Origin of the sequence: Micrococcus sp. IITD107 (genome assembly GCF_041927415.1) — a bacterium.
In the GTDB taxonomy this organism is placed as follows: Bacteria; Actinomycetota; Actinomycetes; order Actinomycetales; family Micrococcaceae; genus Citricoccus; species Citricoccus terreus.
In genome coordinates this window covers 124,965-148,861 of the sequence record NZ_JBHFFN010000001.1, presented here as the reverse complement: position 1 = coordinate 148,861, position 23,897 = coordinate 124,965, and the positions used below count along the sequence as shown (strand labels likewise).

The 23,897-nt window shown below is 68.6% G+C and carries 25 protein-coding genes, 1 other RNA gene and 1 pseudogene; 6 read left to right on the top strand and 21 right to left on the bottom strand.

Annotated elements, in window-relative coordinates; genetic code table 11:
• Positions 1-22 precede the first annotated feature (22 nt).
• The 11 genes and pseudogenes from ssrA to ACEXHE_RS00665 all read right to left on the bottom strand — a co-directional run bounded on the left by ssrA (position 23) and on the right by ACEXHE_RS00665 (position 8,383).
• Positions 23-393: a transfer-messenger RNA gene (gene ssrA / locus ACEXHE_RS00715) on the bottom strand.
• 118 nt (positions 394-511) lie between these two features.
• Positions 512-1,018 carry an SsrA-binding protein SmpB gene (smpB, locus tag ACEXHE_RS00710; protein ID WP_091694832.1) on the bottom strand — a complete coding sequence of 169 codons (507 nt, stop codon included), beginning with the start codon at positions 1,016-1,018 and terminating at the stop codon, positions 512-514.
• Between the two features lie 81 nt (positions 1,019-1,099).
• Positions 1,100-2,743: a peptidoglycan DD-metalloendopeptidase family protein gene (locus ACEXHE_RS00705; protein WP_356965877.1), complete on the bottom strand. Its 1,644-nt coding sequence runs from the start codon at positions 2,741-2,743 to the stop codon at positions 1,100-1,102.
• A 41-nt stretch (positions 2,744-2,784) separates the two neighbouring features.
• Positions 2,785-3,699, bottom strand: a complete 915-nt coding sequence (gene ftsX, locus ACEXHE_RS00700; protein WP_374784375.1) for a permease-like cell division protein FtsX — start codon at positions 3,697-3,699, stop codon at positions 2,785-2,787.
• Positions 3,696-4,400 (bottom strand): cell division ATP-binding protein FtsE, encoded by a 705-nt coding sequence (ftsE, locus tag ACEXHE_RS00695; RefSeq protein WP_091694844.1) that lies wholly within the window; start codon positions 4,398-4,400, stop codon positions 3,696-3,698. The genes ftsX and ftsE overlap by 4 nt, the downstream gene beginning before the upstream one ends.
• Before the next feature lie 184 nt (positions 4,401-4,584).
• The gene (locus ACEXHE_RS00690; protein WP_091694847.1) at positions 4,585-5,250 is read right to left on the bottom strand and encodes a CoA transferase subunit B; all 666 of its coding nucleotides are present in this window, start codon (positions 5,248-5,250) and stop codon (positions 4,585-4,587) included.
• Positions 5,250-6,041, bottom strand: a complete 792-nt coding sequence (locus ACEXHE_RS00685; RefSeq protein ID WP_091695371.1) for a CoA transferase subunit A — start codon at positions 6,039-6,041, stop codon at positions 5,250-5,252. The genes ACEXHE_RS00690 and ACEXHE_RS00685 overlap by 1 nt, the downstream gene beginning before the upstream one ends.
• 56 nt (positions 6,042-6,097) lie before the next feature.
• Positions 6,098-6,310 (bottom strand): annotated as a pseudogene (locus ACEXHE_RS00680) (SDR family oxidoreductase); the annotation flags it as partial.
• 101 nt (positions 6,311-6,411) lie between these two features.
• Entirely contained in the window at positions 6,412-7,641 is a 1,230-nt protein-coding gene (locus ACEXHE_RS00675) for an acetyl-CoA C-acetyltransferase (protein WP_374784374.1), read from the bottom strand.
• A 57-nt stretch (positions 7,642-7,698) separates the two neighbouring features.
• A complete protein-coding gene (locus ACEXHE_RS00670; protein WP_374784373.1) occupies positions 7,699-7,878 on the bottom strand; it encodes a hypothetical protein in 180 nt (59 codons plus the stop codon).
• A gap of 16 nt (positions 7,879-7,894) precedes the next feature.
• Positions 7,895-8,383: an SRPBCC family protein gene (locus ACEXHE_RS00665; protein WP_374784372.1), complete on the bottom strand. Its 489-nt coding sequence runs from the start codon at positions 8,381-8,383 to the stop codon at positions 7,895-7,897.
• 121 nt (positions 8,384-8,504) lie between these two features.
• On the opposite strand from ACEXHE_RS00665, the gene ACEXHE_RS00660 reads away from it, so the two are divergent.
• Positions 8,505-8,813: a hypothetical protein gene (locus ACEXHE_RS00660; protein WP_374784371.1), complete on the top strand. Its 309-nt coding sequence runs from the start codon at positions 8,505-8,507 to the stop codon at positions 8,811-8,813.
• Here the strand turns inward: ACEXHE_RS00660 and prfB are convergent.
• Both prfB and ACEXHE_RS00650 read right to left on the bottom strand, forming a co-directional pair.
• Positions 8,764-9,876 carry a peptide chain release factor 2 gene (gene prfB / locus ACEXHE_RS00655; protein WP_091694870.1) on the bottom strand — a complete coding sequence of 371 codons (1,113 nt, stop codon included), beginning with the start codon at positions 9,874-9,876 and terminating at the stop codon, positions 8,764-8,766. The genes ACEXHE_RS00660 and prfB overlap by 50 nt on opposite strands.
• Positions 9,877-9,904: 28 nt before the next feature.
• Positions 9,905-10,573, bottom strand: a complete 669-nt coding sequence (locus tag ACEXHE_RS00650) for an AmiS/UreI family transporter (protein ID WP_374784370.1) — start codon at positions 10,571-10,573, stop codon at positions 9,905-9,907.
• A gap of 198 nt (positions 10,574-10,771) precedes the next feature.
• On the opposite strand from ACEXHE_RS00650, the gene ACEXHE_RS00645 reads away from it, so the two are divergent.
• The 4 genes from ACEXHE_RS00645 to ACEXHE_RS00630 are packed head-to-tail and all read left to right on the top strand — an operon-like array spanning position 10,772 to position 14,009.
• On the top strand, positions 10,772-12,232 hold the full coding sequence (locus tag ACEXHE_RS00645) for a rhodanese-like domain-containing protein (RefSeq protein WP_374784830.1): 1,461 nt from the start codon (positions 10,772-10,774) through the stop codon (positions 12,230-12,232).
• Positions 12,229-12,825 carry a rhodanese-like domain-containing protein gene (locus tag ACEXHE_RS00640; RefSeq protein ID WP_374784369.1) on the top strand — a complete coding sequence of 199 codons (597 nt, stop codon included), beginning with the start codon at positions 12,229-12,231 and terminating at the stop codon, positions 12,823-12,825. The genes ACEXHE_RS00645 and ACEXHE_RS00640 overlap by 4 nt, the downstream gene beginning before the upstream one ends.
• A 3-nt stretch (positions 12,826-12,828) precedes the next feature.
• Positions 12,829-13,731 (top strand): sulfite exporter TauE/SafE family protein, encoded by a 903-nt coding sequence (locus tag ACEXHE_RS00635; RefSeq protein WP_374784368.1) that lies wholly within the window; start codon positions 12,829-12,831, stop codon positions 13,729-13,731.
• Complete coding sequence (locus tag ACEXHE_RS00630; protein ID WP_091694885.1) at positions 13,731-14,009, top strand: metal-sensitive transcriptional regulator; 279 nt, start codon at positions 13,731-13,733, stop codon at positions 14,007-14,009. Before ACEXHE_RS00635 ends, ACEXHE_RS00630 begins: the two co-directional genes overlap by 1 nt.
• Before the next feature lie 270 nt (positions 14,010-14,279).
• On the opposite strand, the gene ACEXHE_RS00625 is transcribed toward ACEXHE_RS00630, so the two are convergent.
• From ACEXHE_RS00625 to ACEXHE_RS00595, 7 genes are all read right to left on the bottom strand, one after another.
• Complete coding sequence (locus tag ACEXHE_RS00625) at positions 14,280-14,735, bottom strand: hypothetical protein (RefSeq protein ID WP_374784367.1); 456 nt, start codon at positions 14,733-14,735, stop codon at positions 14,280-14,282.
• Between the two features lie 14 nt (positions 14,736-14,749).
• Entirely contained in the window at positions 14,750-15,196 is a 447-nt protein-coding gene (locus tag ACEXHE_RS00620; RefSeq protein WP_374784366.1) for a hypothetical protein, read from the bottom strand.
• Positions 15,177-15,557 carry a TadE family protein gene (locus ACEXHE_RS00615; protein ID WP_374784365.1) on the bottom strand — a complete coding sequence of 127 codons (381 nt, stop codon included), beginning with the start codon at positions 15,555-15,557 and terminating at the stop codon, positions 15,177-15,179. The genes ACEXHE_RS00620 and ACEXHE_RS00615 overlap by 20 nt, the downstream gene beginning before the upstream one ends.
• Positions 15,558-15,567: 10 nt before the next feature.
• A complete protein-coding gene (locus ACEXHE_RS00610) occupies positions 15,568-15,801 on the bottom strand; it encodes a hypothetical protein (RefSeq protein WP_374784364.1) in 234 nt (77 codons plus the stop codon).
• Positions 15,802-15,929: 128 nt separating this feature from the next.
• A complete protein-coding gene (locus ACEXHE_RS00605) occupies positions 15,930-16,871 on the bottom strand; it encodes a type II secretion system F family protein (RefSeq protein WP_374784829.1) in 942 nt (313 codons plus the stop codon).
• A gap of 5 nt (positions 16,872-16,876) precedes the next feature.
• Positions 16,877-17,731, bottom strand: coding sequence for a type II secretion system F family protein (locus ACEXHE_RS00600; RefSeq protein WP_374784363.1), 855 nt, complete (start codon positions 17,729-17,731; stop codon positions 16,877-16,879).
• Entirely contained in the window at positions 17,731-18,954 is a 1,224-nt protein-coding gene (locus ACEXHE_RS00595; RefSeq protein ID WP_374784362.1) for a CpaF family protein, read from the bottom strand. The genes ACEXHE_RS00600 and ACEXHE_RS00595 overlap by 1 nt, the downstream gene beginning before the upstream one ends.
• A gap of 217 nt (positions 18,955-19,171) precedes the next feature.
• Here ACEXHE_RS00595 and ACEXHE_RS00590 point away from each other — a divergent pair, with 217 nt between their 5' ends.
• A complete protein-coding gene (locus ACEXHE_RS00590; RefSeq protein ID WP_374784361.1) occupies positions 19,172-22,312 on the top strand; it encodes an FtsK/SpoIIIE domain-containing protein in 3,141 nt (1,046 codons plus the stop codon).
• Here ACEXHE_RS00590 and ACEXHE_RS00585 read toward each other — a convergent pair.
• Positions 22,309-23,703, bottom strand: a complete 1,395-nt coding sequence (locus ACEXHE_RS00585) for an MFS transporter (protein WP_374784360.1) — start codon at positions 23,701-23,703, stop codon at positions 22,309-22,311. The two genes, ACEXHE_RS00590 and ACEXHE_RS00585, sit on opposite strands and share 4 nt — an antisense overlap.
• Positions 23,704-23,897: the final 194 nt, after the last annotated feature.

The following is a 23,897-nucleotide window of genomic DNA, read 5'->3' as shown; positions in this document are numbered from 1 at the left end:
CCACCGCTGTGCAGCGGCAGAAACGTGGAGACGGCGGGAATTGAACCCGCGTCCGATGCAGTGTTGCCAGGTCTTCTCCGGGCGCAGTCTGCTGTGGGTGTTGCTCGGCCCTGGCTGTCCCGCAGACGGGCAGCCAACCCAGGCCCAGCCGGATTGATCTCGCCATCACGACCCCCGGCGAGGGTGATGGCCAGTGGCTATCTAGATGACGTCAGGATCCGGGGCGATAGCAACCCCGGGCTGACGGACTCGATCACTGATCAGGCAGCGAGAGCGAAGTCAGTGCGCTTAGATTCGGCACTTATTGGTGTGCAGAGAGCGTTGACGAGATGACTCTGCATCCTCGGCCCGCTTCTCCTGTCGCGACTCACATCGTCGAAACCGATCGTCCCCGTGTTCTGTTGTCAATCAACCGGTCCCCTGCGGCGTTCTCTGATCCACCGCCTGGTCCGGAACATCGAGTATAACCCAGCCGGCCGTCGTCGTATTCCCGAGGGCTCGGCGCGGCATGTCAGGCCGCGCGGCGGTTGCGCATCCGCATGGCCCGCTGGGCCTCGCGGTTGTCCTGCTTCTCGCGCAGCGCCTGCCGCTTGTCATAGTCGCGCTTGCCCTGGGCGACACCGATCTCCACCTTGACCCGGCCGTCCTTGAAGTACAGCTGCAGGGGGACGATGGTGTGGCCGGACTCCTGGATCTGACGGGCGATCTTGGTCAGCTCCTGGCGGTGCAGCAGCAGCTTGCGGCGGCGCCGAGAGGCGTGGTTGGTCCAGGACCCGTTGAGGTACTCGGGGATGTACACCTGCTCCAGGAACAGCTCGTCCCGGTAGAACGTGGCGTACCCGTCCACCAGGGAGGCATGCCCTTCACGCAGGGACTTCACCTCGGTGCCCATCAGGGAGATCCCGGCCTCATAGGTGTCCAGGATGAGGTAGTTGTGCCGGGCCTTGCGATTGGTGGCGATCACCTGACGGTCCGACGCGGTCTTCTTGCCGGCACCCGCTGACTTCTTGGCGGCCATGGTGTCTCCTCTCGGGCCTCGGTGCACGCGTGCCGGACGGCACACACAGACCTACCAGTCTACCTGCAGGCCGCACGGGCCTCAGAGCAGGCCCAGGGGGTCGACGGCGGCCCCGTCCAGAATGGTCTCGAAGTGCAGATGGCATCCGGTCGAGTTCCCGGTGTTCCCGGAGTATCCGATGACCTCTCCGGCCTCGACCTGCTGTCCCGGCGAGACGATGTACCGCGTGAGGTGGTGGTACTTGGTGGCCAGGGCCCGGCCGTTGACCACACCGTGGGAGATGATCACCCGGTTCCCCGAGCTCCACACCGCCTGGTCGGCATTCCACACCTCGCCCGCGGCGGCGGCACGGATGGGGATGCCGCATCCTCCGCCGAAGTCCACGCCGGTGTGCACGTATCCGCCGACTCCCCCGTAGTCGAAGGAGCCAGCCGGGGTGCTGCGCCAGCCGAAGCCGGACGTGATGTACGTGTTGATGGGCAGCTGCAGTCCCCAGGCCGAACTGGGCTGGGCCTGCTGCTCGGCTTCGGCGGCCTGGACCACCCGGCGATCCGCCTCCGCCGCGGCCCGGGCCTGCCGGTCGGCCTGCTCCTGGGCTGCGCGGGCGGCACGCTCCTGCTGGACCGCACGCTGCTGGGCGGCGCGGGCCTCTGCGGCAGCCGCTCGCTGCTGGGCTTCCCGAGCCTGGCGCGCCGCTTCGGCGGCCTGCCGAGCCTTGCGCGCAGCCTCTTCCGCGGCGCGTCGTTGGCGCTCGGCCTCTGCCACGGCCTCCTGGTGCTGACGCTGGAGCTCGCTCTGCTCCGATCCCGCCTGGACCAGGGACCGCTGGCGTGCGGCGATGTCGTCGTTCACCTTCTGCTGGGCGGCGCGGTTGGCGGCAAGCTGCTCTTGGATGACCGGGCGCTGCGCCTTGAGCTCATCGGTGATGCGGGTGGTGTCGGCAACCATCGCATCCAGCTCACGCTTGGCTGAAGCGGCTTCCCCGCGTGCCCGCTCCTCCTGTTCCAGCGCCTGCTCGGCCTGGTCCTGCAGCACACGGATCCGCTCCTCCACGGCGGCGAGTCGAGCCTCGGCGTTGCGGTCTGTGGCGGCACGCTGTGAGACCTCGGAGAGCCGTCCGTTCTGGATGCGCAGCGCCTGATGGGCCAGGCCCATCGCCTCGGGCAGGGACGAGTCCCGCATACCCAGCATGAAGGCCAGGTCAGAGGAGACACCACCCTGCTTGTACGCCTGGTTGGCGATCTGTCCGATCTCAGCGCGGGCCTGGGTGAGTGCCTGTTCACCGGCGTCGATCTCCTCCAGGATCCCCGCACGGTCCGCTTCGGCCTGCTCGACGCGTCCGGCCAGTGACCGGACCTGTGCCGTGGCCGCGCTGACCCGACTTTCGGCGTCCCGCAGGGCCTGCTGAGACCCCGGGAGCCTCTGCTGCAGGCCGGTCAGCTCGGTGACCTGGGCAGCGATGTCCGCGTCCAGTCCCTCCAGCGAGGCGCTCAAGTCCCCGCCCTGCTGCTCGAGACCGGACTGCTGGTCGTCGAGCCGACCCAGCTCCTCCGAGAGCTCCTGCTGCTGCCGCTGGGCCTCCTCGATCTGCCGCTGGAGGTCATCGATCTCCCCCTGAGCGCCGGCGGCCCCGGCCATGCCGAGGGCCAGAGCCGAGGCCAGGCCGAATCCGAGCACGGCCCGGCTGATCCGCCGAGGCGTCAGACCGTGGTGCTGTGCGGACATGCGGTGGCTCCTTCGAAGGACAGCAGGTGGGCGAGGGCGATTCAGACCGTGAGGTAGCGCCGCAGGGTGAGCAGGGAGGAGACAGCGGCCAGCAGGACGGCGATGCCGAGCAGGACGGGCACCAGGATCAGGGCATCCGTGCCTCCGATGAATCCGGTCCCAGGATACTGCTCCGTCAGCCACCCCCCGATGAACAGCTCCGCAAGCAGCCAGGTGGTCAGGCTGGCCAGGACGGCGCCCAGGAGCGCGGCGATGACCCCTTCGAGCAGGAAGGGCAGCTGGATCATCGTCTTGCTGGCCCCGACCAGACGCATGATGCCGGTCTCCCGTCGCCGGGAGAAGGCCGAGAGTCGGATGGTGGTGGCGATGAGCAGGACGGCGCAGATCAGCATGACCGCCGCGATGGAGACGGCGATGACCGAGGCCATGTTCATCAGTGAGAAGATCTGCTCCAGCAGTTCGCGTTGGTCCGAGACCAGCTCCACGCCGGGCATGCCGGACACCAGTTCGTCGACCACCGCATACTGTTCAGGATCCACCAGGGCCACCCGGAACGCCTCCGGCAGCTGGTCGGCCGTGACGGTCTCCACCATGGCCGAGTTCTTGAACTGCTCCTGGAAGATCTCCAGGGCCCGTTCTTGAGATTCGTACTCGAAGCTCTGCACGTACGGGGCTGCGGTGGGCGACTCGAGCAGTGACTGCACGGCCAGGCGCTGGTCCTCGGTCACGGCACCGTCCGCACAGGTGGCCGTGGTGGAGGTCTCGGTGCACAGGAAGACGGCCACCTCCACGCGGTCGTACCAGTAGCCCTTCATCTGGTTGATCTGCAGCTGGAGCAGTCCGGCGGCACCGACGAAGCTCAGCGAGATGAAGGTGACCAGCACCACGGAGACCACCATGGAGAGGTTGCGCCGGATGCCGGAGAGGGTCTCTCCCAGGATGAACGCCAGTCTCATGCCACCTGCTCCGTGGAGGCGGTGCGGTAGGAGCCCTCCGGCTGGTCCCTCACGATCAGGCCACCCTCGAGCTGGATCACCCGGCGGCGCATCTGGTTGACGATGTCGTGATCGTGAGTGGCCATCACCACGGTGGTGCCGTTCTGGTTGACCCGGTCCAGCACGTCCATGATGCCGTGGGAGGTGTCCGGGTCCAGGTTGCCGGTGGGCTCATCGGCCAGCAGGATGTCCGGGCGGTTGACGATGGCCCGGGCGATCGCCACCCGCTGCTGCTCGCCGCCGGAGAGCTCATGGGGCATCCGCTTCTCCTTGCCGTCCAGTCCCACGGTGCGCAGCACCTCAGGAACGGCCTGGTGGATCTGTGCCCGCCCACGTCCGAGCACCTGCATGGCGAAGGCCACGTTGGCGTAGACGGTCTTGTTCGGCAGCAGGCGGAAGTCCTGGAAGACGACCCCGATCCCCTGGCGCAGCCTCGGCACCCGCCAGCTGGGCAGACGCGCCACGTTCCGGCCGGCCACGTAGACGGTCCCGGAACTGGCGCGCTCCTCCCGCAGGACCAGACGGATGAAGGTCGATTTGCCCGAGCCGGAGGCCCCGACGAGGAAGACGAACTCTCCGCGCTGGATCTCGGCGGTCACTCCGCCCAGGGCGGGTCGGGATCGTCGGTCATAGACCTTGGTGACCTCGTCGAACCTGATCATCGCTGCCCTGTGTCTGCCCGGCCCGCATCGGCCGCCGGTGCGTGAGCGGATCGGGGGAAGATGCGGCACCGGCACCAGACAGATTAGTCACGATCTGGTAACAACGCCGGGAGGCCGCGCCGACCAGTCCTGTGACTGATCGGCGCGGCCTCCCTGACGGCGTCTATCCGGGCCTGACCTGGGGTCAGGACTCGTGCAGCTCCACGCCGGTCCGCTCCTGGACCTGCTCCCGGCTGACACCGGGAGCGGTCTCCACCAGCACCAGACGCGGGTCAGCCTCCGTGCCAGCGACGTCGATCACCGCCAGATCGGTGATGATCCGATCCACCACACCCTTGCCGGTGAGGGGCAGGGTGCAGCTGGGCAGGATCTTGGGGCTGCCGTCCTTGGCGCAGTGGTCCATCAGCACGATCACCTGGCCGGCGCCGTGGACCAGGTCCATGGCGCCACCCATGCCCTTGACCATCTTGCCCGGGACCATCCAGTTGGCCAGATCTCCGGTGGCCGAGACCTGCATGGCACCCAGGACGGCCACATCGATCTTGCCGCCGCGGATCATCCCGAACGAGGTGGCCGAATCGAAGAACGAGGCACCTGGCAGGACGGTCACGGTCTCCTTGCCGGCGTTGATCAGATCCGGGTCCACTGCCGACTCCTCCGGATAGGGTCCCACGCCCAGGATCCCGTTCTCGGACTGCAGCACCACGGTGCGCCCCTCCGGGATGTGATTGGGGATCAGCGTGGGCATGCCGATGCCCAGGTTGACATAGGCACCGTCCGGCAGCTCCTGCGCGGCCCGTGCGGCCATCTGGTCCCGGCTCCATCCGGTCTGCTGCGTCTGCTCGGTCATCACTGCTCCCCTGTCTTCTGGACGGTGCGCTTCTCGATCGGCTTCTCGATCTCCGTGCCGACCTCCACGATCCGGTGCACGAACACGCCGGGCAGATGGACCTCGTCCGGGTCGATCTCCCCGGGTTCCACGAGCTCCTCGACCTGGGCGATGCAGATCCGCCCGGCCATGGCCACCGGTGGGGAGAACTGCCGGGCGGCCTTGTTGAAGACCAGGTTGCCGTGACGGTCGCCTCGCAGGGCATGCACCAGCGCGTAGTCCGTGACGATGGACTCCTCCAGCACGTACTGCTGCTCCTGCTGGTCCCGGGCCGGCCCCGGAGTGAAGGCACGCACATCCTTGGGTGAGGAGGCCTTCACCACGTTGCCGGCGTCGTCGTACCTCATGGGCAGGCCGCCCTCGGCCACCTGGGTGCCCACACCCGAACGGGTGTAGAAGGCGGCGATGCCGGACCCACCGGCGCGCATCTTCTCGGCCAGGGTCCCCTGCGGAACCAGTTCGACCTCGAGCTCGCCCTCCAGGTACTGACGGGCGAATTCCTTGTTCTCCCCTACATACGAGGAGGTCATCTTGGAGATCCGGCCGGCCGAGAGCAGAATGCCCAGGCCCCAGCCGTCCACGCCGCAGTTGTTGGAGACCACGCTCAGATCGGAGGCCCCCTGCTCCAGCAGGGCCTCAATCAGCTGGATCGGGTTGCCCGAGAGGCCGAAGCCGGCCACCGCCAGCGAAGCCCCCGTGGGGATGTCTGCCACCGCTTCAGCGGGGGTGGCGACCGTCTTGTCCAGACTCATCATCGAGTCCTCTCTGTTCGATGGGCGTCGTGCAGGTGCAGGTGGTTCAGGGTCGGTCAGCGCGCCGTCCAGGCCCCGTCCATGGCGTAGGAGGCACCGGTGACCATGCCCGCGTGGTCCGAGGCCAGCCAGGTGGCCAGAGAGGCGACCTCGGCCGGCTCCACGAGGCGCTTGACGGGCGAGTTGGCCAACATGATCTTCTCCAGCACCTCATCCTCGGGGATGTTGTTGGTGCGGGCCTGATCGGCGATCTGCTTCTCCACCAACGGGCGCCCGTCCAGGGTTCCGGATCCGGTGGCGGGCTGCGCCTGCGAGGCGCTCATCTCGTGGTCCTCTCGCCTGTCGTGCCTCGGGGTGGTCTGGGTGGGGCTCAGCGGCTGAGCAGCAGAGCGTCGCCCTGGCCGCCGCCGCCGCACAGGGAGACGGCGGCGCGGCCGGACCCGCGGCGGGTCAGCTCCAGGACAGCGGTCAGCACGAGCCGGGCTCCGGAGGCACCGATCGGGTGGCCCAGGGCGATCGCCCCGCCGTGGATGTTGGTCTTCTCCAAGGGGTAGTCCAGGTCGGCCAACGACTGACACGCCACGGCCCCAAAGGCCTCGTTGATCTCGATGAAGTCCAGGTCCTGCACCGTCCAGCCGGCCTTGTTCACGGCGGCCTGGATCGCCCGGGAGGGCTGGGAGTGCAGCGAGGAGTCCGGACCGGCCACCTGGCCGGCGGCTCCGATCGTGGCCAGCACCGTCAGTCCGTTCTGCTCGGCATAGGCGCGGGAGGTCACGACGACGGCGGCGGCACCGTCGGTGAGCGGCGAGGAGTTCCCGGCGGTGATGGTCCCAGAGGCATCCTTCGCGAAGGCCGGGCGCAACGTGCCGAGGGACTCCACGGTGGTGTCCGGGCGGACCCCCTCGTCCTCGGAGACGGTCACCGGGTCACCCTTGCGCTGAGGGATCTCCACGGCCACGATCTCCTCGGCGAACACGCCGTCGGCCTGGGCCTTCGCCGCACGCTGGTGCGACGAGGCGGCGACCTCGTCCTGTCCGGCGCGGTCCAGATTCAGCTGGGCGTTGCCCTCCTCGGTCAGCTCGCCCATGGCCTGCCCGGTCAGGGCGTCGGTCAGGCCGTCATGCGCCACAGTGTCCAGCAGGCCCACCGTGCCGTACTTGTGTCCGGACCGGGAGCCGGGCAGCACGTGCGGGGCGTTGGTCATCGACTCCTGTCCGCCGGCAACCACCACGGATGCCTCCCCCAGGCGGATGAGCCGGGCCGCGTCGATCACAGCGGTCAGTCCGGACAGGCACACCTTGTTGATGGTGATGGCCGGGACGTCCCAGCCGATTCCGGCACCCAGGGCCGACTGACGGGCAGGGTTCTGCCCGCAGCCGGCCTGGACGACCTGCCCCATGATGACGGTGTCCACTGCAGAGAGGTCCACGCCGGAGCGTTCGATGGCACCGCTGATGGCGTGGGCGCCCAGCTCGGTGGCCTGCAGGGAGGCCTGCCCGCCCAGCAGCCGGGTGAACGGGGTGCGGGCACCGCCGACGATCACCGCGTCCTGCGGAGAGGACGAGGCGGTGGTGGATGCGGTCTCTGGGGTGGACGTCATGGCGTGCGCTCCTGGATCAGTGGTCGACGGGTGTGTCAGTGCGGGGTGAGCCGCGTCTCATCCCAGCCTACGTGCTGGGCTGAGACGCGGCTCAGAGGTCACCTGGACGGTCTCGACGACGATCGGCTGGTCCGATCCCAGGGCCTCCACCAGACGGTGGATGCTCCCCGTGACATCCTCCTGGTGACCTGCAGCGTTCTCTGCGTTGGTCTCATGCCGCTCACGGGCCCACCGCACCGGCGGTCAGGCTGGATCAGTCCTGTGTGCGCTCCCCTTCGGCCAGTGCGGCGAGCCTGCTGAGCGAGGCCATCAGGTTCTCGGACCGTGTGGCACGGGCCCGCTCGAACCGGGTCTCATCCCACAGTCCGGACCAGTCGTAAGTGTGCCGCACGCGCGTGGTGGTCTCGTCGATCGGCGTGAGGTCGTAGCGCCAGATGTGGCCGCGCGGCTCCTCCCCTGCGGGGGCGGGCTTCCAGGCGATGACCCGCCCCTCCTCGAACGCCACGATCCGGTTCTCGCGCTCCTGGCCGTTGGTGAGGGTCATGCCGAAGACGTCCCCCACGGCGCGCACGCGCTGGCCGGTGGGCGCCTCGGCGAGGTTGTCGTTGCCGTCCCATTCGGGCTGGCGGGACGGGTCGGCGATCAGCTCGAAGATGGCCTCGGCGGGGGCGTCGATCTCACGCTCTGCGTGGACGACCCGCTGCTCACCGGAGGACGGGGCGGGGCTCTGGTTCTCGGTCATGGAGCCAGTCTGGCCCACCTACTCGGCCCGCACCAGAGGCGAGGCCGCCCGGAGTGGCGAGGGGCCGTCGTCGTGCCCGCGGCCTGCCGGAAGGGGCATCCGCGCGCGTAGGCTCCACCCCATGGAGACCCCTGACACCGCTGCAGGCCACGTCCGCACCGCCACCCGCCGCCTGTGGTGGGCGGTGGCGGTCACCGCGTTCTGCGCGGCCGCCGCACTCCTGCTCTTCCTCCAGCCGTGGGTCAGCTGTGACTATGAGGACACCTCAGCCGGCTGTGCCAGCACCCCGCTCGTGGCAGGTCTGCTGATGGCGGCCGTGGCTGGCACCGGGGCAGGCCTGCTGATCACGCTGGGCCTGGCGCTGAGCCGGGACGCGGAGATCAGTCCTCGACGACGCCGCCGGCACGCCAGCGGATGCCGGCGTCGATGAACCCGTCGATGGCGCCGTCGAACACGGCGGAGGGGTTGCCCTCCTCGTGGTTGGTGCGCAGGTCCTTGACCATCTGGTACGGGTTGAGCACGTAGGAGCGCATCTGGTCGCCCCACGAGGCCTTGACGTCGCCAGCCATCTCCTTCTTCTTCGCGTCCTCTTCAGCCTTGCGGACCAGAAGGAGGCGGGACTGCATCACGCGCAGAGCGGCAGCGCGGTTCTGGATCTGGGACTTCTCGTTCTGCATGGAGACCACGATCCCGGTGGGGATGTGAGTCATGCGCACCGCAGAGTCGGTGGTGTTCACGGACTGCCCGCCAGGACCGGAGGAGCGGTAGACGTCGATCTTCAGCTCGGACTCGGGGATCTCGATGCTGTCATCGCTCTCGATCAGCGGGATGACCTCGACGGCGGCGAACGAGGTCTGCCGGCGGCCCTGGTTGTCGAAGGGACTGATGCGCACCAGGCGGTGCGTGCCGGCCTCCACGGAGAGCGTGCCGTAGGCGAAGGGGGCGTTGACCTCGAAGGTGGCCGACTTCAGACCGGCCTCTTCAGCGTAGGAGGTGTCCATGACCTTCGTGGACCAGCCGCGCTGCTCGGCCCAGCGCAGGTACATGCGCATCAGGATCTCGGCGAAGTCAGCGGCGTCCACACCGCCGGCGCCGGCGCGGATGGTGATGACGGCGTCCCGCTCGTCGTACTCACCGGAGAGCAGAGTGACGACCTCCAGCTCGGAGAGCGTCTTCTGGATGGCGGTCAGCTCCTTCTCCGCATCCGCCATGGTGGAGGCGTCCTCCTCCTCGCGGCCCAGCTCCACCATGATCTCCAGGTCGTCGATGCGCGACTCGATCTTGGCCATCCGGTTCAGCTCGGCCTGACGGTGGGAGAGCTTGGAGGTGACCTTCTGCGCGGCCTCCGGGTCATCCCAGAGGTCCGGGGCAGCGGCCTGCTGCTCCAGTTCGGCGATGTCCGCCTTGATCTTGTCCAGGTCCGAGACCTGCTCGATGGAGGACAGGGTGGAGCGCAGCTCGGCGATCGAAGCGGAGAAGTCAGTTTCAGCCATGGTGCCCACCAGCCTACAGCCCGCGCGGTCAGGCTGAGGCGGTGACGGGGAGCGGCCCGGTGTGCACCGTGGGCTCAGGGCGGAGCGCACAACGCCTCTCCCGGACCATCAGCACGGCATAGACCACGACGACGGCCGCCTGGGCTCCCAGCACCAGGGCCAGGGGCGCCTGACGCCACCAGCCGGCCAGATCCAGCAGGGCCGGGATGGTGGCGGTGGTGACCGACTGCATGACGGCGAGCGCCCCGGCTGGCCGCTGAGACCACGCCCAGGGTGTGGCCTGGGCGAGGAAGAAGGCGGCGAACAGGATGGCCCACGCGCCCCACAGCACGGCCAGGTGGGGGTCCTGCAGCACGAGCAGCTGGACCAGGGTGATGACGGCAGAGATGGCGGCCGCCCAGAGGCAGTACCAGCCCAAGGCGCTGCCCTCTCCCCCGGTGAGGGTGTTCACGGCCACGGTGAGGTAGGTGAACGAGAAGAGCATGAACCCGGCGGCGGACCAGAGGGAGCTCGACGCCGCAGAGAGTTCGGGACCGAGCGCGTCAGTGGTCAGGATGATCTGCAGGGCAGTTCCGGCCAGGGCCAGACCGACCAGCAGGTTGATGGGCACGCTGGAGCGCGGCGGGACGAACCCGAGCAGCACCAGGCCGTTGATCAGCAGCACGGCTCCGACGAACACGAAGGCCACCAGGGCCACGGCACACCTCCGGGTCAGGTCGGCCTGGCGATCCTCGCCCAGCCACGGAACCAGTTGTAGTCGACGCGGCGGCCGACCACCGCCAGGACACGATCTGGACGGCTGGCCATGCCGACTTGCATACCCCACAGGGTATTGAATACCCTCGGGGGTATCCGGTTCTGCCGGATGCCCACCGACCCCGAACAGGAGACCCCCATGCTGCTCGAGCGCATCTATGACGAAGACCTGGCCCAAGCCAGCTACTTCATCGGCTGCCAGGCCCAGGGCGAGGCGATCGTCGTCGATCCCCGCCGTGACATCCAGCCGTACCTGGACCTGGCCGACCACCACGGCATGACGATCACGGCCGTCACCGAGACTCACATCCATGCCGACTTCCTGTCCGGCACCCGTGAGCTGGCCGCGGCCACCGGCGCACAGATCTACCTCTCCGGTGAGGGAGGAGAGGACTGGACCTACGGGTTCGAGGGCGTGCTGCTCAAGGACCTGGACACCATCACTCTCGGCAACATCACCATCACCGCGCGCCACACTCCCGGTCACACCCCGGAGCATCTGTCCTATCTGGTGACCGATGGCGCGTTCACCGACGAGCCGGGCTACTATCTCACCGGTGACTTCGTCTTCTCCGGAGACCTGGGGCGTCCAGACCTGTTGGACGAGGCCGCCGGCTTCCAGGACACCCGCTTCGCTGGAGCGAAGCAGCTCTTCGCGTCGCTGAAGACGTCCTTCCTGACGCTGCCGGACCACGTGCAGGTCTTCCCCGGCCACGGCGCCGGCTCGGCCTGCGGCAAGGCCTTGGGCGCACTGCCCTCCACCACTGTGGGCTACGAGCGCAGGTTCGCCTGGTGGGCCCCGTACCTGCAGAACGACGACGAACAGGGCTTCATCGACGAGCTGCTGAACGGCCAGCCGGACGCCCACGCCTACTTCGCCCGCATGAAGCGCCAGAACAAGCAGGGTCCGGCACTGCTGGGCCAGCTCTCTGCCCTGCAGCAGCTGGACAACCGCGAGATCGCCCTGGGCCTGCAGAACGGCACGTTGGCCTTCGTGGACACCCGCCCCGTGGCCCAGGTGCACCGCGGGACGGTGACCGGCGCGCTGAGCATCCCGGATGCCTCCAAGGCGGCCACCCACGGCGGCTGGGCCTATGACCCCGAGTCCGAGGACACCCCGCTGGTCCTGCTCGCCCAGGATGCCGACCAGGCCACGGACATCCGTGACCACCTGATCCGGGTGGGCATCGACCACGTGGCCGGATACACCCCGTCCCTGGAGGGGCTGGAGGCCACCGTGCCGAGCACCGTGGCGCCGCAGGACCTGGAGTCCTATCTGGAGACGACCCCTGGGGCCCACCTGCTGGACGTGCGCAACCGTACCGAGCACGCCGAGGGCCACATCCCCGGTTCTCAGCAGCTCAACGCCGGCAAGGTCCTGTTCCATCAGGACGCGCTGCCGGCCCCGGGCGCCGGTCCGCTGGTGACCTACTGCCAGTCCGGTCTGCGCAACTCCGTGGCCGCCGGAGCACTGCGCCGTGCCGGGTACCACGTCGTGGAACTGGAGGGCAGCTACGCCGGCTGGTCCACCTGGAAGGCCCGCTCTGGCGCCACCCGGCCCACTGACCTCCACACCGCTGCCCAGGAGGGTGCTCGATGACCACGGTGACCCAGGGAACCTCGCTGTCCCCCGCCGAGCTGCGCCGCCGTCTGGCCGCGGATGAGGACCTGATGGTGGTGGACGTGCGCACCCCCGGCGAGTTCGAGTCCGTGCACATCCGCGGCTCCTACAACGTGCCGTTGGATCTGCTCGCCGAGCACACCCATGACCTGGCCGAACGGATGCAGGGCCACGTGGTGCTGATCTGCCAGTCCGGCAACCGCGCCGGACAGGCCTGCGAACGCCTGCAGACCGCTGGGTTCGACACCGCCGATGTGCTGGAGGGCGGCATCGCCGCCTATGAGGCGGCCGGCGGGGAGGTGGTGCGTCAGGGCGCCCGGTGGGCCATGGACCGTCAGGTGCGCATGGCGGCGGGCTCACTGGTGCTGCTGGGCACGCTGGCCGGGCAGCTGGTGCACCGACGCTGGGGTCTGATGGCCGGTGCGGTGGGAGCCGGGCTGGCCTACTCGGCGGCCAGCGACTCCTGCGCCATGGCCGCTGTGCTCTCGCGCATGCCCTGGAACCGGGCCGAGGCGGACCCGTCTCTGGCCTCCGTGTTCCAGCAGATGCCGCAGTCCTCGGTGGTGATCTGAGGGATGGAGTCGCTGCTGATCCTCACGCTGGTGCTGACCGTTCTCGTCGGGCTGTCGCTGGGCCTGCTGGGCGGCGGCGGCTCCATCCTGATGGTGCCGTTGCTGACCTATGTGGCTGGCATGGAACCCTCACAGGCGATCACGGCCTCTCTGGTGGTGGTCGGGGTGACCTCGGCGGTCAGTGTGATCACCCACGCCCGCCACGGGCGGGTGCAGTGGCGCACCGGACTGCTGTTCGGCGCCGCCGGCATGGTCGGGGCGTTCCTGGGCGGGCTGGCTGGCGGTCACCTGCCCGGACAGCTGCTGATGATCGCGTTCGCGGTGATGATGCTGGCCACGGCCGGCGCCATGATCCGGGGACGCAAGAACGCGACTCCGCGCGAGTCGACGGACCGTCTGCCGATCGGCAAGGTCCTCATCGAGGGTCTGGTCGTCGGCTTGGTGACCGGGATCGTCGGCGCCGGCGGCGGCTTCCTGGTGGTGCCGGCGCTGGTGCTGCTGGGCGGGTTGCCCATGGCGGCCGCCGTGGGGACCTCCCTGCTGGTGATCGCGCTGAAGTCACTGGCTGGCGTTGCCGGCTACCTGACCACCACTGTGGTGGACTGGCCCCTGGTCGCCGCACTGACCGTCATGGCGGTGGCCGGTTCCCTGGTGGGCGCACGCCTGCAGTCCCGGATCCCGGAGGACGCCCTGCGGCGGGCCTTCGGCTGGTTCGTGGTCGGCATGGGCGTCCTGGTGCTGGCTCTGGAACTGCCCGCTCCTGCCGCGATCGCCGTGGTGGGCGTCGCCGGGCTGGCTCTGGCCGCCGTCGTCGTCTGCCGCCTGGTCCCCGCGGGGACCCTGCCCTGCCCAGCCTCGTGGCGCCGGGGCATCCTGGATGTACCTCTGACGAAGGAGAGCACCTGATGAAGACCGCTGATCCGCAGACCCAGCGCAAGATCGCGAACCGCCTCAAGCGGGCCCGGGGCCAACTGGACGCGGTGATCGAAGCCGTGGAGTCCGGCGGCTCCTGCCGGGACGTGGTCACCCAGCTCTCCGCGGTGTCCACGGCCCTGGACCGGGCCGGCTTCGTGATCGTCTCCTCAGCCATGCAGTACTGCATCACCGATCCGGAGACGGCCGCCGCCGAGGAGGACGGACTGACCGTGGATGAGCTGGAGAAGCTCTTCCTCTCCCTCTCCTGACGCACCTGTCCGCCGTTCTCACGCCCTTCCTTCTTCCCCTCAATCCCCTCCTGAAAGGACCCCTCATGTGCCGTGCTGTCTCCTGCAAGGTCTGCGGCAGGACCACCTGGGCTGGCTGTGGCCAGCACGTCGACCAGGTCAAGCGCACCGTCCCTGCGTCGAACTGGTGCAATGGCCATTCGGCCTCTGAGAAGGCCTCCGCCCCGAAACCGTCCGGTTTCTTCGCCCGCCTCTTCAGACGCTGATCCGCGCCGGACGCCACCTGCCTCCTCACCGCGTCAATGCGGTGCGGGAGGAGCTGGTGGCCAGGACCGTCACCCCCTCAGGAACCACGATGCTGGCGATCGGCGGCCGCGCTGTGGCGGTCAGGACCACGTCTACTGTCTGGCCCTGGTCACCGACCCTCACCTCCTGCACCCGCAGCCCCTCGAATCGGCTGCTGGCTGCGGCCGATTCGAGGTACTGCTGGACCGTGGCCGCCGCGCGCTCTTGGGTCAGGACCGGGGCAGACCCCTCCGGATCCTCCCCCACGTCCAGCGTGAAGCTGTCGGCGGCCGCCGCCGAGGCACCATCGGCCAGCGAGAGCAGCCGACGGGCCTCGATGTTCACTGCGGTGGCAGCCAGGATGACGGTCGCCAGCAGGATGCAGATCGCCGAGAGGCCGACCACCAGGATCGTGGTCTGACCCGAGTCGTCCTCACGCCAGGGGCGGATGCACCGGTTCATCCTCGTCTCCCCCATCAGCCGAACCTCGGAACCACATGCAATGAGCTGCTCGTCACCGTGGCAGCCGAGGTGTCCCACCCCAGGAACGACGGGATGAACGGAACGGGCACTCGAACATCCACCGAGACGGTCACGGACGAGCCCGGTTCCAGACACGGGTCGCTGCTGCAGGCCACCTGCACCTCGTGGGTTCCTCCTCCATGTCCATAGTCAGCCAACGTCAGGTCGACCACCTGCTGGATGCGGCCTGCTGACTCAGCCGGGTCCTGGACGGCGACTGCTGACTTCGCAGCCTGGTCTGCGGCTGCCACGGACGCGTAGGCGGCAGCCTGGATCTGGCTGGTGAGGACCAGGAAGTAGATCACCGGGATCAGCAGCAGCACGGCCAGGAGGATGAACTCGATCGTGGCCGATCCCTCGTCCTGAGCGTCGCGTCGGCCATCAGTCGAATCTGTACGCACGTCCTGTGGCCTCCACGTCGACGGGACCGGTGATGAAACCGACCATGGGCATCTGGGTCCGCACAGTGACGGTCACCGTCGGCACCGGGCCCTCGGACAGCGATGCGGTGATCTCTGCCTGGTCCGCCCCAGGGACGGAGCTGGCGAGCAGATCCCTGGTCCGGTGAGCCCCGTCAGCAGGGGTCCGGTCCGCGAGCGCACCGTGCCGGGCTCCGGCGCTGGCCGCATCGATCACCGTGTTGCGCACATGGATGATCAGTCCGAACTGCAGGACAGCGGCGAAGACCACCGCCAGCAGCGCCATCACCATGACGGACTCTGCGACGGCGGATCCCTCGTCGTCTCTCAGCGGTGCGACCATCAGCGCTGGATCAGGGTGCAACCTGGCTGATGGCCTGCTCGAACAGTGTCTTCAGCGCATCTCCGGCGATCACCATCAGTCCTGCGACCAGCATGGCCGACATGAGCGTGATCATCACCCATCCCGGCACATCGCCGCGGTCATCATCCCGCAGGCCGGCTGCCCAGGCCCTCACGGTGAGCAGGAATCCCGCCAGTCTGCGGTTCGTCATCGCTGTGGTCTCGGTGTTCTCAGTGGTGTTCATGGTTCCCTCCAAAGTTGTCTCGGCTGGTTTCAGGGGCAGCCGTGGTGTCATGTCTCGATCCAGTGGTGGACAGTGCGGAGCTCTCAGCTCAGCAGGTTCTGGGTGTGCTCGTGGGCTCGATGCTCCTTTCAGAATCCCAAGGTCATCAGGGAGATGCCCGGGTAGACAGCGAACAGGACAGTCAAGGGGAGGATGCCGAAGACGACCGGCACCATCATGCCGATCTCCTTCTTGCCGGCCGCCTCCATCAGCTCCCGCTTGGAGAGCTCTCGGACATCGTGGGCCTGTGCGCGCAGCACGTCGGCCAGGGGTGTTCCGCGCTCCAGTGCCACGAGGACGCCCTCGATGAACCGTTCGACCGGTGCCAGCTGGATGCGTCGAGCCGCCGCCTTCAGCGCCCGTTGGAGCGAGGATCCGGCTCGCATCTCGGTCAGCACACGACGGAACTCCTCGGCCAGTTCACCGTGGGCCGTGGTGGCCACTCGCTCCAGTGCACCGGCTGCGCTGTCTCCCGCGCTGACGGAGAGGGCGAACAGCTCGGCCACGGACGGGAACTCCGCCAGGATGTCTGATCGCCGCCGGGTGATGCGTGAGCTGAGCTGATTGTCCCGCAGGAAGAATCCTGTGACGCCCAGGGCCAGCACCACGATGACGCCCAGCAGTGCGTGGAGGCCCGAGTTGACCACCAAGCCGATCGCCACCACCATGCCCACAGCTGCCCCTCCTGCCGCGCAGAGCAGCTGCTGCGCCCGATAGTCCGCCACGGTCAAGGGCGAACCAGCTGATTCCAGTCGCCGTTCCAGAGCATGATTGCCGAGGTTGAGACGACCCAGCAGCTGCACGCCTTCGTGCAGAACCGGCCCCAGGATCCGACTGATGGATCCCCATGTCCCCACGGCTGAGTCCTCGCCCTGCAGCAGGCCCGAGGCCGGAACGTGATGCCGCAGCTGAGGTTCCACTCGTCGGACCAGAGACGGCCGCCACCCCCACGGCAGTGCCTTCAGAACGAGGGCCAGTCCCAGGCCCAGAGCCAGTCCCAGGACCACCGACCAGGTCGTCAGGGGAGTCATCGTGCTCACAGGACCCTCCGTTCCTGAGGGAGCGAACCGATGCGCACCATGAGCCGGTAGCAGACGACGGAGATGACCAGTCCTGCGGCCAGGACCATGGCGCCGGCAAAGGACTGATAAGCGGCCACAGCCTGTGGCTGCGTCCCGAGCAGGAGCAGGACGATCCACGGTGCCGCCACGGCCAGTCGAGCCGCATTCACGGTCCAGGACTGCCTGGCCTCGAGCTCGCTGCGCGTGTGTGCATCCTCGCGGAGGAACTCAGCCAACGTCGACAGGAGGTGTCCGATGTCGGCACCGCCGACCTCTCGAGTGAGACGGAGAGCCGCTGCCAGGCGATCGGCCACGGGGTCTGCCATCCGGTACTTAAGGTTCTCCACCGCGTCGGCGAACCGCACTCCCGACCGGTAGTCCCGGGCGAACTCACGGAAGGCGGGCCGGAGCGTCTCCGGGCCCTTCTCCCCCAGCTGGATCAACGACTCGGGCAGGGTCAGGCCGGCCCGAATCGCCGATCTGAGGTGATCGACAGCATCAGGCCAGACATCCCGCAGCAGTGTCCGTCGCTTGGCGGCCTGCCACCGCAGCGCGAACCACGGAACGGCCGCGCCGAACAGGGCGAAGCAGACGGCGATCGGCAGTGTCCGTGTCAGGACGAACACGATCAGCAGGACCATCAGCCCGCACATGACCATGGCCCCGACGACGCCGGCCGGGCTGACACGTTGGATGCCGGCTTGGGCGATCAGCTCGCGCAGTCGACCATCCTGACGGGCTCTCCCGGAGGCGGCCTCCTGCTGAGGCCGGAACGACCACCAGATCAGCAGCAGGCCGCTGCCGAGCATCAGTCCCCAGACCACTGCCATCAGCGTGCCCCGACGACCGAACGGATATCCAGGCCGCGAGCGTCCAGTTTGGCGTTGTCCAGCATCGCTGACGGATTCATCACGAATTGCCCCTCACGGCGGTGGAACACCGTGGAGGACTCGATGATCCCCTCTTCGACCCGGGTGCCCACGGAGAGGATCTCCTCCACATAGCGACGGCCATTGCGGTCTCTCGTGCAGTGCACGACCAGATCGAAGCACGAGGCCACCGTCGGAACCACGAAGTTGCGGGAGATGTTCTCTCCAGCCAGCAGCGGCAGCGTGCAGATCTTGGTCAAGGCATCGTGGGCGCTGTTGGCATGGATGGTGCACATCCCCGGCAGCCCGCTGTTCAGGGCCACCAGCATGTCCAGGCTCTCTGCCTCACGCACCTCGCCGACGATCAGTCGGTCCGGTCGCATGCGCAGTGCCTCCTTCACCAGACGCCGCAGCGGGATCTCACCATGCCCTTCCAGGTTCGGCTGACGGCACTGCATCTGGATCACATCACGCAGGGGGACCTTCAGCTCGAAGATCTCCTCGACCGTGACCACACGCTCGCGGCTGCCGATCGACGCTGACAGGCAGTTGAGCATCGTCGTCTTGCCCGCTTGGGTCGCCCCGGAGATCAGGATGTTGAGCCCGGCGTCCACACACGCATCCAGGTACCGCGCCGCCTCGGTCGACAACGACCCTCCTCGGACCAGGTCCTCGAGGTGATGGGCCCGCACGACGAACTTGCGGATGTTCACGGCCCAGTGCCGTCGGGTGATGTCGGGGATCACCACATGCAGTCTCGACCCGTCGGGAAGCGAGGCATCCACGAAAGGCGAGCTCAGGTCCAGACGCCGCCCAGAGGACCGCAGCATGCTCTCCACCAGATCGCGGACCTTCTCCTCCGTGAGAATGACGCTGGTCAGCTCGGAGACTCCACCGCGTGCGCAGTACACCTGGTCGGGCGCATTGATCCAGATCTCCTCGATGGAGTCATCATCCAGCAGAGGCTGGAGCGGACCGAAGCCGGCGACCGCGTCCGCCACGATGCGCACGGACTCCACTTGATTGTGCAGCTGGGGCAGCGAGCCCGACAGCGCACGCGACTGATAGTCCTCCGCTGCATCAGCGACGAGGCGTCGGACAGCGTCCGGCTCCTGCGCCGGGTCCAGCCCTCTGCGGCGCACCAGTTCGCGGACTTCGTCTTCCAGGATCCGAATGGCATCCATGGCATCCCCTCCATGTCAGCTCTGTGAGCTCCGTTTCAGTGATCCACGATACCCACAGGTGACACCGGAGCTGCGGCAGAGAGCGACTGCTGTGGACAATCCCCCACAGTCCGGGCTGCTCGGGAGCCCGAACCGAAAGTTTTCCACAGCCTCATCCCGTGGTCTCTGACCGCGTCCCCGTTCTACGTCAGCATGGAGACCGACTGGAGGGAGAAGCATGCTGGTGAGGATCCTCGGGCTCAACGACGGCCAGCCCGCGCTCTGGGAGGTCTCCGGCCGCCTGCCGGCCTCGGGCGCAGAACTCGAGCAGGTGCTGACCGAGCATCTGCCCGGAATGGCGTTCGGCGCCCGGACAAGGACAGGGCTGACGGTGCCCCTGCATCGGATCCCCGGCGAGGACATCTGCCGCGCCCTTCGCACCAGCCGACCCCTGCAGATCGTGGCGCGACCGCACCGGGACGCACGCGGCCATCACTCGGCCCGATCTGCGGACGACGGCCCCGAACTGGTGCTGGTCACCCGGGCCGGAGCGGACAGCGGCCGCCTGGTGCCCCTGGCACGGTCGGGGTTGACGGTGGGCCGATCATCGGCACAGATGAGGATCGCCGATCCCTGTCTCTCCGCCCTGCACCTGCGGGTGGCCCTGGGGAACGAGGACGTCCTCATCCACCAGGACGGAACAGTGCGCCCATGGATTCCGGGCACCCCGCTGTGCCTCGGAGAGACTGAACTCCACCTGGTCCGCGGCTCCTCTGCGCCCCTGCGGCCGGCCGGGCCGCTGCCCCCTCTTCGTGTCGCCCCTGGCCCTCCACCGGCACGACCGTCCTGGGCACTGCAGGCGGTGATGGCCTTGAGCCCCCTGCTGATCGGTGTGGTGATGGCAGTGGTGACAGGCCACTGGTACTTCCTGCTGTTCAGCTCGGTCTCCGTCCTGGTCGCCGCTGTGCTCTGGCATCAGCATCGGCGAGCGCAGAGCGACTTCGGCAGGAGCATTTCTGAACTGACGGATCGACTCGTCATGGCTCGTGGTCGTTCAGTGCCCGATCCCGCCGACGTCGCACTGGCCTGCAGGTCGATCGATCCCGACCGCTGTGGTCTGCGCCATCCTGGAGCCGAATCGGGATCCGCGCCGTCGGGCGACGAGGAGTCCGGCCCCGTGCTGCATTGGGGCCACGCGACCGTGACCGTCCCCCTGGACCTTGCCAGCCCCTCCTCGGCGCGGACCCGGCAGAAGCTGGATCCGTGGAGCACCACTCGTGCACCGGCCGTCTCACCGATCGGTCCCGGTCAACTGACCGTGGTCCGGGGGCGACCAGCCGAGGTGGAAGCGGTCCTGCACTGGGTTCTGCTCCAGCTGCTCCGAGACGCACAGTCCAGCGGCCGTGGGGTCCTGCTGCGCCGCGAGGGCCAGGATCGGCACGAGCTCATGGCCGCAGCCGAGGTCGGCCGAGGTGGAACGGTCCTGTCCTGGGGCGGCTCTCCTGCCACTGCGCCACCGGGATGGGGCACAGTCCATCTGACCTCGTCGCCAGCGAAAGACCCCCCGGGCTCCCAGGGGGACCTGGTGGATCTGGACAACGCCACCGCACGCCTGGAGGGGGTGACCTACAGTCAGCTGCAGTGGGCGGGCATCTCCTCCGCGACCCTGGACTGGATGAGCGATGAACTGCTGGGGGTGCCGCTGCCCACACACCGGCAGAACTGCACCTCACCAGCGGCAGAGCTGATGCAGGTGAGCGCAGCACCGCCACAGGGCTCTGCGGTCCAGTCACTTCCCGTCCAGCTGGACCTGGCAGAGGAGCCCACCGTCCTGGACCTCGTGGCGGACGGCCCCCACGTGCTGGTCGCCGGCACCACTGGCTCGGGGAAGTCAGAGCTCGTGCTCTCGTTGCTGATGGGCCTGGCCAGCCGTCACGGTCCAGCTGAGGTGTCCTTCATCCTCCTCGACTTCAAGGGCGGATCCTCGTTCTCGGTCCTGGACGCCCTGCCCCACACCATGTCGGTGGAGACCAATCTGACCGGTGCCACGTCCATGCGCGCCCTGGATGCGCTCTCGGCCGAGCTGCACCGGCGGGAACGGCTCTTCCTGGACGCCCACGTCCCGGACTACCCCGCCTACCGCGCACGGCACCCGGCCCAGGACCTGCCACGACTGATCGTCGCCGTCGATGAGCTGCGAGTCCTGGTCGATGAGCACCCTCACGCGAGCTCCGTCCTGATGCGACTGGCCGCCACCGGACGCTCCCTGGGATTCCATCTTCTGCTGGCCACTCAGCGTGCCCAGGGCGCCGTGGGACCGGATGTCAGGTCGAACATGGGCACGGTCATCTCCCTGCGCACCGCCTCAGAACAGGAGTCCTGGGACCTGGTCGGATCCGCAGCAGCCGCGGCCATCCCGGCTGATGAGCCCGGCCGGGCCGTGATGCGCCGGGGAGGCCGTGCCGTCGAGCGGTTCCGCACGGCCCGTTTCGCGGCCCTGTCCTCCACCACGACGCTGCGCCCCTGGCACCCGCAGAGCACAGGAGGCGACGCCTCGGTCGCCAGCTGGCCCGAACTGGTGGAGCATGTCTCCACGCTCTGCCGCAGCGCCGGGCTGCCGAGACCTGAGCCCGTGGTGCTGCCCGGGCTGCCGGACCGCTGGTCCGCCTCGGCGTCTCCGAACAGCCCGGCTCCGCGCCCCGGCGAGGTGCCCTTGGGGCTGGTGGACGAGCCACGGCACCGACGTCAGCAGGTCCATGCCTGGAGGCCGTTCCACGACGGACCAGCCGCGTGGATCGGCACCGAAGCCGGCGGGCTTCCCGCGGTCGCACACGCACTGCTGGACCAGATGGGACATGACCGCGTCACCTCCGGCTCGTCCCACCTGGTGATTCTCGACGGCGGCGGTTGGCTCCCCCGGCCGGCGCACCGATCGCCGAGCGGGTGCGACTCCAAGGACCTGTGGCTCAGCCAGGATGATCTTGACCCCGATGCCCTCGGGCGGATCTGGGAGCGCCTCAGCGCGTGGCGCGAGGAGGGGGATCAGGTGCTGATCGTGGCCACCCAGTGGGGCCGGATCGCCGGGCAGCGGACAGCAGGCACCTTCGAGACGTTCGAGGAACGCCTGGCGGCCCTGCTCAGAGACAGCCCCGCGCGCCTCATCTCGGCCGCGGTCTTCGGCGGCCGAGAACTGGCCGGAGGGCGTCTGCTCGGGCTGATCCCCACCCGCTTCCACGTCCCCTACGGAACCACTCCGGAGCACCGGATGGTCTGGCCGAGCCTCATCCCGGTGCATGAGGTCCCCGCCCGTGCCGTGCTGATCGATCCAGACCACCCCGCCCCGGGCGTGGCCGTCCAGCTGTCCGTCGCCGAACCCTAGGCCCGGGCCCGGCCCCGCCGGCGGAAGGCCCGCACCACGTAGGCGGCGGCCACCATCAGCAGGGCCACGCCGGCGGCGAAGATGTACCCCCCCTCCGGGGAGATCAGGTCGATGAACACACCGGCGATCGGTGCACCCATGGCGGCACCGGCGGTCATGGCCGAACCGTAGTACCCCATGGCCTCGCCGCGGCGCTCCTCCGGCACGATGTGCGAGAGCATCGAGGACGCCGCCGCCAAGGTGGGGGCGGTGAACAGTCCGGAGACGATCGAGACGAGGGCCAGCGGCCACACCCCGTCCACGAACGCCAGCGGCAGGGCGCACAGCGCGAACAGGGTCATCAGCACCAGCGGGGAGACCTTGGTGTTCATCGCCCCGTACAGCAGCCCGCCGATCGCCGAGGCGCCACACCAGAACGCGTACACGATGCCCACCTGGCCGGCCATGCCCGCGGCCTCCAGCTCGGCCACCAGGGACACCTCGGTGCCCACCATCAGGATGCCCGCGGCCATCGAGACCACCAGGACCGCGAGCGCCTGGGCGCTCACCCAGGAGAACTGGGTGCGCATCCTGCCCACCCAGCCACCGCGGGAGGTGCCGGGGGCACCTGCCGGTGCGGCGTCGTCGGGAATCTGCTGGTCCGCATCCGAGAGGGTGCCATCCGGGTTGATCCGCGGCAGGGTGCCGGTGTGGACCTCCGGGGCGGTCAGGTCCAGATGCGCTGGGGCGCCGTGGACAGCGCTCTGCACGGCCCGCTGCTGGTCCTCCTCCTCGGTGTAGTCGTCCGGGCGGGAGGGGGCCATGATCTGGGAGGAGCGGGTGGGCGGGTTGAACCACATCAGGTAGAGACCGGCCACCGCCCCGGACCAGCCCACGATCATCAGCCCCCACACGCTGGACCAGCTGGTGGCCACCACGGCGCCCAGGGCCGGGCCCATCATGAAGATGGTCTCGGTGATGATCGAGTCCAGGGCGAAGGCGGTCTGCCGGTCCGGGCCGCGCGTGAGCACGCCCAGGGACTGGCGCACCACGGAGAAGATCGGCAGGGAGAAGACACCGCCGAAGAACACCGCCAGCAGCATCCACGGGAAGGGCAGGTGCGGGACCGCCGTCCAGATCAGCCCCTCGGCGATCACCGAGGGGATCAGGGCCCGGCGCAGACCGTGCTTGTCCACCTGACGTCCGCGCCACGGTGCGCCCACGGCGATCCCCAGGGTCATGGCGGCGGCGGCCAGGCCGGCCATGCCGTAGCCCATGCCCAGGGTCACAGCCACGTGCAGGGTCAGGATCACACCGGCCGCGGAGTGCGGGAACCGGGCGATGAACCCCACGCCCAGGAGTCGGCGCAGACGCGCATCCTGCAGCAGCCGACCGTACGCGGCGAAGTCCACGGCACCTCCAGTGCGGTCCCGCAGGATGCGGGCAGAGTGATGGTTCCCGACGACGGCACGCGCCGGATGCTTGCAGGTCGCCTCACAGCCACACAGCCGGGCAGACACCACACCAGGGTAGACCCTGATCAGAGGTGCTGGCTCCGCGAGCGCGGTGGGCTTATTCCGTCCGGGGTCTCTGGTGCACTCCGAGA